Origin of the sequence: Pseudomonas sp. BIGb0558 (assembly GCF_024807515.1) — a bacterium.
Lineage (GTDB): Bacteria > Pseudomonadota > Gammaproteobacteria > Pseudomonadales > Pseudomonadaceae > Aquipseudomonas > Aquipseudomonas yamanorum_A.
This window is the reverse complement of record NZ_JANUEW010000002.1, coordinates 248,370-258,439: the sequence shown is the minus strand read 5'-3', so window position 1 is coordinate 258,439 and position 10,070 is coordinate 248,370. Positions and strand designations below refer to the sequence as shown.

The following is a 10,070-nucleotide window of genomic DNA, read 5'->3' as shown; positions in this document are numbered from 1 at the left end:
TGGTGTGTCATGACAGTGCCCTCTCGACTGCGTCGACAAATACTTTCGGCGAGGCCAACTGCATCTCGCGGCTGGCAATTTCTACCGCCACTTGCACGGTGCTGGCGCGGGTCAGGCGCTCGCCGGTGGCCTTGTCGCTGATCAGGTAATTGACCTTCAAGCGGTTCTCCCACTCCACCAGGCTGGCGCGCACGTTGATGGTCTGGCCGAAGGTCGCGCCGCGCACATACCGCAGTTGCATATCGATCACCGGCCAGGCGTAGCCCGACTCCAGCATCGTGGTGTAGTTGTGGCCGAGCTTGTCCAGCAAGGCGCAGCGGGCGACTTCCAGGTACTTCACGTAGTGCCCGTGCCACACCACGTTCATGGTGTCGATATCGAAAAACGGCACGAGGATTTCAGTGTCGCAATGCAACACGCCCTGGCTACGCATGCAGCCTCCAGTGTTGCTCGGCGATGCGCTTGAGGCACAGGCGCAGTTCGCCTTCCAGTGCGCGGTCTTCGATCACCGGCGGGAAGTCCTTTGCGAGCTCAATGTGCATGGCGGCCAGCGCCGGCGGCAGCGGGCGGGCGTCTTGCGCCTGGGCCCGCAGCCACACGCCCTGGTTGGCGGCCAGCAAGGTGGCGGCGGCGACTTGTTCGGTCAGCTCCAGCACGCGAATCGCGTCGCGGGCGGCGATGGTGCCCATGCTCACCTTGTCCTGGTTGTGGCACTCGGTGGAGCGCGAGAACACGCTGGCCGGCATGGTGTTTTTCAGCGCTTCGGCGGTCCAGGCGCTGGTGCCGATCTGCACGGCCTTGAAGCCGTGGTTGATCATCGCCCGCTCGGCCGGCGCACCGGACAGATTGCTCGGCAGGCCGTGGTTGTAGCGCACGTCCACCAGCAGGGCGAGTTGGCGGTCCAGCAGGTCGGCGACGTTGGCCACCAGGGTCTTGAGGCTGTCCATGGCGAACGCGATGTGGCCGCCGTAGAAGTGGCCGCCGTGCAGCACACGCTCTTCTTCGGCGTCGATGATCGGGTTGTCGTTGGCGCTGTTGAGTTCGATCTCGATGAACGAGCGCAGCCAGTTCAGGCTGTCGGCCAACACGCCCAAAACATGGGGCGCGCAACGTAGCGAGTAACGGTCTTGCAGGCGATGCAGCGGCGCGGTCGGGGCATCAATCGCGAGGTCCTTGCGCAGCCAGGCGGCGACTTGCATCTGCCCCGGGTGTGGCTTGGCGGCGAACAGGCGCTCGTCGAAGTGCTCCGGGTTGCCTTGCAGCGCCACCACGTTCAGCGCGGTGATGCGTGTGGCCAGTTGCAGCAGGTAGTCGGCGCGGGCGAAGGCCAGGCAGGCGAGGCCGGTCATCACGGCGGTGCCGTTCATCAGCGCCAGGGCTTCTTTCGGGCGCAGCACCAGCGGGTCCCAGCCCAGTTCGCGGTGCACGTCGGCGGCCTGGCGCCGTTCGCCTCGGAACATCACTTCGCGTTCACCGGACAAGGTCGCAGCCACGTAGGACAGCGGCGTCAAATCACCGCTGGCGCCCACCGAGCCTTCTTCAGGAATCAGCGGCAGCACGTCGAATTCAAGGAATGCATGCAGGCGTTCCAGCAACTCCACGCGCACCCCGGAAACGCCGTGGCACAGCGACTGCAACCGCGCCGCCAGCACGGCGCGGGTGGCTTGCTCGTCCAGCAACTTGCCCAGGCCACAGCCGTGGAAGGTGTAGAGATGGCGAGGCAGCGCTTCGACGTGCTCCAGCGGCACCGCCACCACGCATGAGTCGCCGTAGCCGGTGGTCACGCCGTAGATCACGCCTTCCTTGTCCAGCAACGAATCGAGGAACTGCGCGCCCTTGGCGATACGCTGGCGATACGGGGCATCGGCTTGCAATTGAGTCGGCGCCTGACGGTTGGCCAGGGCCAGCACGTCTTCGATGCGCAAAGGGAGTTCGCCGAAGGTTACCGGCTCAAGATGCGTCGTCATCGGTCTTCCAGAAAGGGTAAAAGTTGAACCATTGTCGGGGCGCTTCCAGGCAGAACTGGCCCAGGCGCTCGGCGTAGCGGGCGGTCCATTGGGCGATCACCTGCTGGCGGTCGCTGCGTTTCCATTCGATCAGTTGGGCGAACGGCTCGATGATCAGGCGGTAGCGGCCTTGATGCTTCAAGCACATCAGCAGGTTGACCGGGCATTTCAGCAGGCCGGCCAGCAGCCACGGGCCTTGGGGAAAGGCGGCGTCATGGCCGAGGAAGTCCACCCGCACCGTGCGCCCTCCATGCAGCGGCACGCGGTCGCCGGCAATCGCCAGCCACTCGCCGTCGTCCAGGCGCTGGCTGAGCATCATCAATACCGCAGGGTCGAGTTCGCTGACCTGGATCAGGCGCAGATTGGTCGCCCCGGCTTCGCCCAGGATGCGGTTGAAACGTTCGGCGTGCTTGGTGTGCACCAGCACGTTCATCGTGACCTTTTCCCCCAGCTCGGCGAGGGCGCGGCACACTTCAAGATTGCCCAGGTGCGCGCCCACCAGCATCTGCCCGCGCTCGCTACGCAGTTGGCCGCGCAGTTGGGCCGGGTCGATGATTTCGATCTGTTCCAGGCGCAGCTTGCCGTTCCATACGTCGAGCTTGTCCAGCAAGGCGTCGGCGAACGCCATGAACTGGCCGAAGACCCGCCGGTGGGTGGGGCGCAGGTCATCGCGCTGGCCCCAGTCGGCCAGGCGTTGCTGGTACTGCCAGGCGCTTTGGCGGGCCGTGCGGCCGAACAGGAAGAAGTACAAAACGATGCCGTACAGCAGCGGGCTCAGCAACCGGCGCCCGAGGACTTTGGCGGCGAAGGCGGTGAATTTCATCAGCCAGAAGCTGCCGCGCTCTTCGCGGTCTGCCCAGTGCCGGGTGTCCTGGGTCATGCCTGCCACCGGCGCCAGAGGATCATTGGCGCGCGCACCAACATGCCGAAGAACAGCCGGGTGTGCATCGAGGAAATCAGCGCGTTGTCGTGCACCAGGCGAAAGTGCGACAGGCCATCGGCGGGGTAATGCACCTGGGTCGGCAGCCAGCGCATTGGCTGGTTGCGCCACGACAGGCGCACCAGAATGTCGGAGTCGAAATCCATGCGCTTGCCGATGTTGGCCGAGTCCATCAGTGCCAATACCGGCGGCAAGGGATACACGCGAAAGCCACACATGGAATCGCGGATTTGCAGCGACAAGGTGTTGATCCACACCCACACGTGGGTCAGGTAGCGCGCGTAAAGGCGGCCCTTGGGCACGCTGTCGTCGTATTCCGGGTAGCCGCAGATCACCGCATTGGGGTGAGTGCGCGAGGCGTCGAGGAAGGTCCCGACTTCCCGCAGGTCGTGCTGGCCGTCGGCGTCCACTTGCAGGGCGTGGGTGAAGCCCAGGCGCGCGGCTTCGCGAAAGCCGGCCATCACGGCGGCGCCCTTGCCCTGATTGGCGGGCAGGGTCAGCAGCGAGACGTTGTCGAGGGTTGCCAGTTGTGCCAGCACGGCGGCGCAGGCGGGGCTGCTGCCGTCGTCCACCAGCAGGCACGGCAGGCCGCCGTCGAGCACGGTGCGCACCACGGCGGGCACGGCGGCCTCGTGGTTGTAGACCGGGATCAGGGCGCAGGGGTTATGCATAACAGATACCCTGTTGGCAGAAACGCTTTTTGTGGCGAGGGAGCTTGCTCCCGCTGGGCTGCGAAGCGGCCCCAATACAGGCGACCGAGACCTGTCTGATAAACCACAGTGCCTGGGTTGGGAGTGCTACGCACTCCAGCGGGAGCAAGCTCCCTCGCCACAGGGAGCGGATTTGCCACAGAGGGTTATTCACTCGCCAGCTCCAAAAGAATGCGCCCACTGGAGCAGGCCGCCGTCTCATTGCGGTAGGCGAAGTACAGCTTGCCGCGCTCCTGATCAAAGCGCAGGTGCAGTTCGATCCGGTCATCCGGACGCACCAGTTGCTGGAACTTGAGCACTTCCATCCCGGCGAATTGGCCCGGCAGCTTGAGCAGTTGCTGGCCCAGGCTCAGCGCCCAATCCACTTGCACCACACCCGGCAGCACCGGGGTTTGCGGGAAGTGGCCGCTGAAGTAGGCGAGGTCCGGCGGGATCGCCAGTTGCAGGGTCCATTCACCGTTGGCTTCGACTTGCTCCAGCACTTCCGGCGCTTTCGGGCGGGGTGCCAGCAGCAGGGCTTCGACCTCGGCCTGGGGCAGCTTGCCTTGGCTGTTCAACGGCAATTGGCGCAACAGGCGCCAGCGGCGGGGCAGGGCCAGGGCTTCGCAGTGTTGGCTCAAGTGCTGGCGCAGGGCTTGGGTGACGGTGCGCCGGCCCTGGTTGCGCAGGGCATGCAAACCGTCGCTGCTGAGCACCACGAGGGCACCGAGGGACGCGCGGTTTTCCTGCACCACGCCAAGGCGGGTTTCGGCGACCCAGGCGTGGTCTGCCAGCGCCTGTTCGAGCATTGGCAGGGAGATGCGTTTTTCTTCCAGCTTGACGATGCGGTCCAGCCGGCCCAGCAATTCGAAGCGGCCGTCGGCGTGGATGTTCGCGGCGTCGGCGGTGTGTTCGATATGCCCGGCGGGGAGGTACGGCGAGGCAATGCGCAAGGCGCCGTCGGCGTCCTGACTCAGGTGCACATCGGCAAACGGCTGCCACGGTTGTTCGCCCTGGCGCCAGGCGATGCCGCCGGTTTCCGAGCTGCCGAGGATTTCCGTCGGCCATTGCTGCAAGCGTTGATGCAGGCTGCTGGCGGCTTCAAGGGGCAACGCGCCGCCGGAGGAGAACACCCGCTTGACCGGTATAAGCGCCGGCCAGTCGAGGTTGTCGCCCATGCGCTTGAGCAGCGCCGGGCTGGCAACCCAGGCGAACTGCGCATGCTCGCGGCTGGCGCGCTGCAGGTCCTCGGGGAATGCCAGTTGGCGGCGCACAAAGGTGCGCCCGGCACACAACGGCCACAGCACCCGGAACAGCAAGCCATAGATATGTTGGGTGGCGACGCTGCCGATGATGCAGGCCTCGCCCAGGTCGGCGCCCCACAGGGTTTCCAGGGCCTGGACCTCATTGGCGATCTGGCGCAGGGTTTTGTCGATGCGCTTGGGCTCGCCGCTGGAGCCGGAGGTGCACAGGCTCAGGCAGGTGGCGTCCAGGTCCAGGGCAGCGGCGCTCAATGGCGCTTGATAGAGCGCGTCCAGGTCGCCGGCCTCGGTCAGCCAGGCGTCGACGGCGTCGTCCCAGCGCTGGCGGGTCTGGGGTTGCAGGTCGGCGGGCAACAACACGCTGACTCCGGCGCGCCACGCACCCAGCAGGGCGATCGCCAGCAAGCCGGCATCTTCCAGGTGCACGGCCAGGCGCTGGATGCCCCGGGCTTGCAAGCCGGCGGCCAGGCTCAGGCACTTCTCCCACAGTTGTGGGTGATCCAGGGCAGGTTCGGTGGTGACCCAACGCTGACCTACAGGCTCAAGCAGCAAGTGCTCAAGATTCAACCAATTCATACGCGGCCTCGAACCCTTTGTCGTACCAGCCATTCCACGGCAAACAACAGCCCCATCAGCCCGTAGGCGATCATGCCGTTGTACAACGTCCACCAGCTCAGCGGCGCCCACAAGGTGAGGGCGGCGGCGAGCAGGCCGTTACACAGAAAAAACACACTCCACACCACGGTGACCTGGCGCGTGTACACAATCGCTTTCTCGGGCAATTGCGGCTCGGTCATGCGGGCCAGGCGCTCGACCATCGGCGGCCCGTATTTCAGGCTCAGGCCGAACAGCGCCAACATGAACGCGCTGACCAGGCTCGGGTACCAGCGCAGCATCTGCGGGTTGTCGAACCAGGCGAGCATCAGGCAAAAGACGATGATCGCTGCGGCCATCCAGCGACTGCCCGGGCGCCTGGCGCCGGTCAGGGCGCGCAACAGCCACAGGCTGCCCAGCAGCAGGCCGAATTGCCACGGTGCAAAATGCTCCGTGCCGTAATACACCGCAAAAGGGTACAGCAGCCCCGCCAGCAACAGGCCAAGGCCGATCAGCCGGCTCATGCGGCCGGTTGAACCAGACGGTAGACCGCCTCGACCACGTCGTTGACCGTGCGCACGGCCTTGAACTCTTCGGCGGCGATTTTCTTGCCGGTCTGGCGCTTGATGTGGTCGATCAGGTCCACTGCGTCAATGCTGTCGATTTCCAGGTCCTGGTACAGGTTGGCGTCGAGCGTGACGCGTTCAGGTTCCAGTTCAAACAGTTCCACCAGGGCGTCGCGCAAGGTGTTGAAAATATCGTCACGAGTTTGCATGGTACGGTCTCAAGCTGCCTGTCGGGCCGTGACGAACGCCGCGAGGCTGGCCACGTTGGTGAAGTGATTGCGGGTGTCCTTGGCGTCGGCATCGATTTTGATGCCGTACTTTTTCTGGATTGCCAGGCCCAATTCCAGGGCGTCGACTGAATCCAGGCCAAGGCCTTCGCCGAACAGGGTTTGCTCGTTGCCGATGTCGCTCTCGCTGATGTCTTCCAGGCCCAGGGCCTCGATGATCAGCGTTTTTATGTCGTGCTCAAGGCGGTGTTGGTCGCTCATCTTCGGCGAGCTCCTTAATAAAATACTGGTGCAGGTAATCGTTAAGCTTGCGTGAAGCCTGGGGCGCGGGCCCTTGTGCGGCAAACGCCTGTGGTTCTATATCGGCACCCACGCGCAAACTGAAGTGAAAACGGCGATTGGGGATGCGATACCAGGGTTCGGCCTTGGTCAGGGTGGTGGGGCTGACCTTGATCACCACCGGAGTAATGATGCTCGCACCTCGCAAGGCAATGGCGGCGGCGCCGCGATGAAAGGTCGGTGCCTGGCCCGGCGAAGTGCGGGTGCCCTCGGGGAAAATGATCAGGGTCTGGCCGTCCCGCAGGGCGTCGGCGGCCGCGTCGAGCATGTCGGCGCTGCCGTCGTTGCTGATGTAGCCGGCGTCGCGCACCGGCCCACGGGTGAACGGGTTCTGCCACAGGCTCTGTTTGACCACGCAGTTGGTCTGGCGCATCAGGGCGATCAGGAACACCACGTCCACCAGCGACGGGTGGTTGGCGATGATCATCTGGCCGGGACGGCCGAGCTTTTCGGCGCCTTCGACGCTGTAGGTCAGAATGCCCAGGCGCGTCATCATGCGGATAAACAGCCAGAACAGGCAGCTGATGGTGTGGCGGGCGCGCCGCTGATGCCGTTTGGCGTCTCCCGGCAGGCAACTGAGCAGCGGAAACACCAGCACGCGCAAGCACAGGCCGCCGATGCCAAACAGGGCGAAGGCGGCAGCGGTGGCGAACAGGCGCCAGTAGTAGGCCTGCCGAGGCTTTTCGGTCAGGGCTTGCGTTGCCAGTTCCATACTCGGTTCTTCCAGGCATGTTGGCAGGCGCCCTGTTCGTTCAGCAGGGTGCGCAGCAGGTTCAGGGCGTGGGGCCACTGGGCTTTGGTGGTGGGTTGGACAGCGGCCGTATTCAGTTCCAGCTGCCACTCGTCGCCCGGCGTCAGCAACAGGCCGAGGGCGTAGGGGAAGGGCACGTCGTCGATCCAGCGGGCGTAGGTTTCGGGCGGCTGCTCCTCGGTAATGATCAGCAACACAGCCGGTGCGCCTTCATTGAGCAGGGCAGCAGCTTCGAGCATGCCGTGCTCCAGGCCGTCACCGGCGGCGGCGAGGGCGGTCATTTCGCTGGTTTCATTGCGCAGGATCGACCACAGGCCAATCACCGCGTTGTGCACCGACAGGCTGAACTGGGTCGGCGACAGCGGCTCGTCGTTGGCCAGGTCGCTGAGAATATCGAGGGTGCGCGGGGTTTCGCCGTGACGGGAAACGAACACCAATGGCAGCTGTTGCAGGCCTTCGGCCAGTGGCCAGCCCACGCTGAAGGCCATGCGCGCCAGGCGGCTCAGGCGCCGGCGCTGCATGGCCGGCAGGAACGACACATCGGGGGCAGCGTCGCTGCTGGCGAGCAACGTCGGCTGCCGGCACCAGGCGCGCCAGTCGTCCGCGCTTTCGAGCCCTGGGGCCCAGGCGCGCCATTGGGCGATGTTGAAATTGATCACTGAGAAGTTATCCCGCCCCTGCGGGCATCCTTGTGCGGCTGTTGGCCCCGGATACGGGGACAGGGAGCAATGGCCGAGTGGGGCGCATTATCCCGGTGCCGTGGGGTTCTAGCAAACTTTGGTAAAGAATTGTTCACGAGTGATTACAAATTGGTTGTAAAGAATTACAGATTGTCGGTCATGCAGGTGGGGCAGCAGGTGTCAGGCAATTCCTGCTTTGTCGGACGGACGGGAAATTGTTGTGCGAGATAGAGCCTCTGATGCTGTAGTACAGGAACAAACGAGGTAGCTAACCAGCGCTTTTGCCCTCTACACTCGGTCATTCATTGATACACGGAGGTTTTTCCATGCGGCGCGTGGTGTTCAACCAAAAAGGCGGAGTTGGCAAGTCCAGCATCGCCTGCAACCTGGCGGCGGTCAGCGCCAGCGAAGGCTATCGAACCCTGTTGGTGGACCTCGATGCCCAGGCCAACTCAACCCAGTACCTCACCGGCCTGACCGGCGATGATATTCCTATGGGTATCGCCGATTTCTTCAAGCAAACCCTGTCTTCCGGGCCGTTTTCGAAGAAAAACCAGGTAGATATCTACGAGACCCCGTTCGACAACCTGCACGTCATCACCGCCACGGCGGAACTGGCGGACTTGCAGCCCAAGCTTGAGGCCAAGCACAAGATCAACAAGCTGCGAAAGCTGCTGGATGAATTGAGCGAGGACTACGACCGGATTTACCTGGATACGCCACCGGCGTTGAATTTTTATGCGGTTTCGGCGCTGATTGCCGCTGATCGCGTGTTGATCCCGTTCGATTGCGACAGCTTCTCCCGTCAGGCGCTGTATGGCCTGCTGGCAGAGATTGAAGAATTGAAGGAAGACCACAACGAAGGGCTGGAAGTGGAAGGGATTGTGGTCAACCAGTTCCAGGCCCGGGCGAGCCTGCCGCAGCAGATGCTGGATGAACTGATTGCCGAAGGCTTGCCGGTGCTGCCGGTGTACCTGACCAGCTCGGTGCGCATGCGTGAATCGCACCAGGCCAACATGCCGCTGATCCACCTGGACCCACGGCACAAGCTGACACAGCAGTTTGTGGAGTTGCATAACCTGCTGGAAAACGCGTGATCCAGCAGGCGACACAAAACCCATGTGGGAGCCTGCTTGTGTGGGAGCCGGGCTTGCCCGCGATGCAGTCAACTCGGTTTGTCAGTTACACCGAGGTGATGCTATCGCAGGCAAGCCAGCTCCCACATTGGGTCTTTGTTCCTACAGGGAAATCGTCGTCTTGCGCCGTTGCCTACAGTTACGCCCGGCCAAACCACCGAAACCCTGATCCTCAACACCTACGAAACCTTCTCCTCAGTCACCACCCTCTTGCTCGACCTTTCCGACGACCTCACCGGCAAGCAGCGCGATGTCGCGTTGGCCATTCATCAACTGAGCGAATTGGGTGTATTGCTGATGGGGCAAGTGATGGGCCGGGGCGTCCCGCTACCTCAAACGCCCTGACTGCGCAGCCAGCTCATCAACTGCGGCAACGGAAACGCCCCGCTCTGACGCGCCACTTCCCGGCCATTCTTGAACAGGATCAGGCTGGGAATCGAGCGAATACCCAACTGAGCGGATAACTGCTGATTGGCCTCGCTATCGAGCTTGGCCAATCGGCATTTCCCGGCCAACTGGCCGGCAGCCTGTTCAAACACCGGCGCAAACGACTTGCATGGCCCGCACCATTCGGCCCACACATCCACCAGCAACGGCAGGTCGCCCTTGATCTGGCTGGCGTAGTCGCCCTGTTTCAACTCAAAGGATTTGCTTAATAGCACCGGTTGTTTGCAGCGCCCGCATTTAGGCGCATCGCCCAGGCGTTCATTGGGGATGCGGTTAAGACCGCTGCAGTGGGGGCAGGGGATGACGAGAGAGTCGGACATGGTGGGCTCCGTGAAAGTGGCCAATGGGTTCTATTTGGAGCCAGTGCAGAGGTTTATCAAGGAGCGCTAAGGCACCTATTGTGGCGAGGGAGCTTGCTCCCGCTGGGCTGCGA

The 10,070-nt window shown here is 63.4% G+C and carries 13 protein-coding genes; 2 read left to right on the top strand and 11 right to left on the bottom strand.

Annotated features, from left to right (window positions below; translation table 11 throughout):
- Positions 1-7 precede the first annotated feature (7 nt).
- The 10 genes from M2400_RS04470 to M2400_RS04425 all read right to left on the bottom strand — a co-directional run bounded on the left by M2400_RS04470 (position 8) and on the right by M2400_RS04425 (position 8,033).
- A complete protein-coding gene (locus M2400_RS04470; RefSeq protein WP_177041146.1) occupies positions 8-433 on the bottom strand; it encodes a thioesterase family protein in 426 nt (141 codons plus the stop codon).
- Entirely contained in the window at positions 426-1,967 is a 1,542-nt protein-coding gene (hutH, locus tag M2400_RS04465; RefSeq protein WP_177076064.1) for a histidine ammonia-lyase, read from the bottom strand. Before hutH ends, M2400_RS04470 begins: the two co-directional genes overlap by 8 nt.
- Complete coding sequence (locus M2400_RS04460; RefSeq protein ID WP_259195255.1) at positions 1,951-2,886, bottom strand: glycosyl transferase; 936 nt, start codon at positions 2,884-2,886, stop codon at positions 1,951-1,953. Before M2400_RS04460 ends, hutH begins: the two co-directional genes overlap by 17 nt.
- A complete protein-coding gene (locus M2400_RS04455; RefSeq protein ID WP_177041152.1) occupies positions 2,883-3,617 on the bottom strand; it encodes a glycosyltransferase family 2 protein in 735 nt (244 codons plus the stop codon). Before M2400_RS04455 ends, M2400_RS04460 begins: the two co-directional genes overlap by 4 nt.
- Positions 3,618-3,802: 185 nt before the next feature.
- Positions 3,803-5,473, bottom strand: coding sequence for an acyl-CoA synthetase family protein (locus M2400_RS04450; RefSeq protein WP_259195256.1), 1,671 nt, complete (start codon positions 5,471-5,473; stop codon positions 3,803-3,805).
- The gene (locus M2400_RS04445) at positions 5,470-6,015 is read right to left on the bottom strand and encodes a hypothetical protein (RefSeq protein WP_177114259.1); all 546 of its coding nucleotides are present in this window, start codon (positions 6,013-6,015) and stop codon (positions 5,470-5,472) included. The genes M2400_RS04450 and M2400_RS04445 overlap by 4 nt, the downstream gene beginning before the upstream one ends.
- Positions 6,012-6,266 carry an acyl carrier protein gene (locus M2400_RS04440; protein WP_003209389.1) on the bottom strand — a complete coding sequence of 85 codons (255 nt, stop codon included), beginning with the start codon at positions 6,264-6,266 and terminating at the stop codon, positions 6,012-6,014. Before M2400_RS04440 ends, M2400_RS04445 begins: the two co-directional genes overlap by 4 nt.
- A gap of 9 nt (positions 6,267-6,275) precedes the next feature.
- On the bottom strand, positions 6,276-6,545 hold the full coding sequence (locus M2400_RS04435) for a phosphopantetheine-binding protein (protein ID WP_008439197.1): 270 nt from the start codon (positions 6,543-6,545) through the stop codon (positions 6,276-6,278).
- Positions 6,523-7,335, bottom strand: a complete 813-nt coding sequence (locus M2400_RS04430) for a 1-acyl-sn-glycerol-3-phosphate acyltransferase (protein WP_201125979.1) — start codon at positions 7,333-7,335, stop codon at positions 6,523-6,525. The genes M2400_RS04435 and M2400_RS04430 overlap by 23 nt, the downstream gene beginning before the upstream one ends.
- A complete protein-coding gene (locus tag M2400_RS04425) occupies positions 7,311-8,033 on the bottom strand; it encodes a beta-ketoacyl synthase chain length factor (RefSeq protein ID WP_177041160.1) in 723 nt (240 codons plus the stop codon). Before M2400_RS04425 ends, M2400_RS04430 begins: the two co-directional genes overlap by 25 nt.
- Before the next feature lie 347 nt (positions 8,034-8,380).
- On the opposite strand from M2400_RS04425, the gene M2400_RS04420 reads away from it, so the two are divergent.
- The gene (locus M2400_RS04420; protein WP_003209397.1) at positions 8,381-9,151 is read left to right on the top strand and encodes a ParA family protein; all 771 of its coding nucleotides are present in this window, start codon (positions 8,381-8,383) and stop codon (positions 9,149-9,151) included.
- A 168-nt stretch (positions 9,152-9,319) separates the two neighbouring features.
- Positions 9,320-9,535: a DUF6124 family protein gene (locus tag M2400_RS04415; protein ID WP_259195257.1), complete on the top strand. Its 216-nt coding sequence runs from the start codon at positions 9,320-9,322 to the stop codon at positions 9,533-9,535.
- Here the strand turns inward: M2400_RS04415 and trxC are convergent.
- On the bottom strand, positions 9,523-9,957 hold the full coding sequence (trxC, locus tag M2400_RS04410; protein ID WP_259195258.1) for a thioredoxin TrxC: 435 nt from the start codon (positions 9,955-9,957) through the stop codon (positions 9,523-9,525). The genes M2400_RS04415 and trxC overlap by 13 nt on opposite strands.
- Positions 9,958-10,070 lie beyond the last annotated feature (113 nt).

Bases quoted from the DNA above. Each gene is read 5' to 3' on its own strand.
- M2400_RS04460 (WP_259195255.1), bottom strand. From the start codon at position 2,886: ATGACCCAGGACACCCGGCACTGGGCAGACCGCGAAGAGCGCGGCAGC.
- M2400_RS04445 (WP_177114259.1), bottom strand. From the start codon at position 6,015: ATGAGCCGGCTGATCGGCCTTGGCCTGTTGCTGGCGGGGCTGCTGTAC.
- M2400_RS04430 (WP_201125979.1), bottom strand. From the start codon at position 7,335: ATGGAACTGGCAACGCAAGCCCTGACCGAAAAGCCTCGGCAGGCCTAC.
- M2400_RS04455 (WP_177041152.1), bottom strand. From the start codon at position 3,617: ATGCATAACCCCTGCGCCCTGATCCCGGTCTACAACCACGAGGCCGCC.
- trxC (WP_259195258.1), bottom strand. From the start codon at position 9,957: ATGTCCGACTCTCTCGTCATCCCCTGCCCCCACTGCAGCGGTCTTAAC.
- M2400_RS04470 (WP_177041146.1), bottom strand. From the start codon at position 433: ATGCGTAGCCAGGGCGTGTTGCATTGCGACACTGAAATCCTCGTGCCG.
- M2400_RS04420 (WP_003209397.1), top strand. From the start codon at position 8,381: ATGCGGCGCGTGGTGTTCAACCAAAAAGGCGGAGTTGGCAAGTCCAGC.
- hutH (WP_177076064.1), bottom strand. From the start codon at position 1,967: ATGACGACGCATCTTGAGCCGGTAACCTTCGGCGAACTCCCTTTGCGC.
- M2400_RS04450 (WP_259195256.1), bottom strand. From the start codon at position 5,473: ATGAATTGGTTGAATCTTGAGCACTTGCTGCTTGAGCCTGTAGGTCAG.
- M2400_RS04440 (WP_003209389.1), bottom strand. From the start codon at position 6,266: ATGCAAACTCGTGACGATATTTTCAACACCTTGCGCGACGCCCTGGTG.
- M2400_RS04435 (WP_008439197.1), bottom strand. From the start codon at position 6,545: ATGAGCGACCAACACCGCCTTGAGCACGACATAAAAACGCTGATCATC.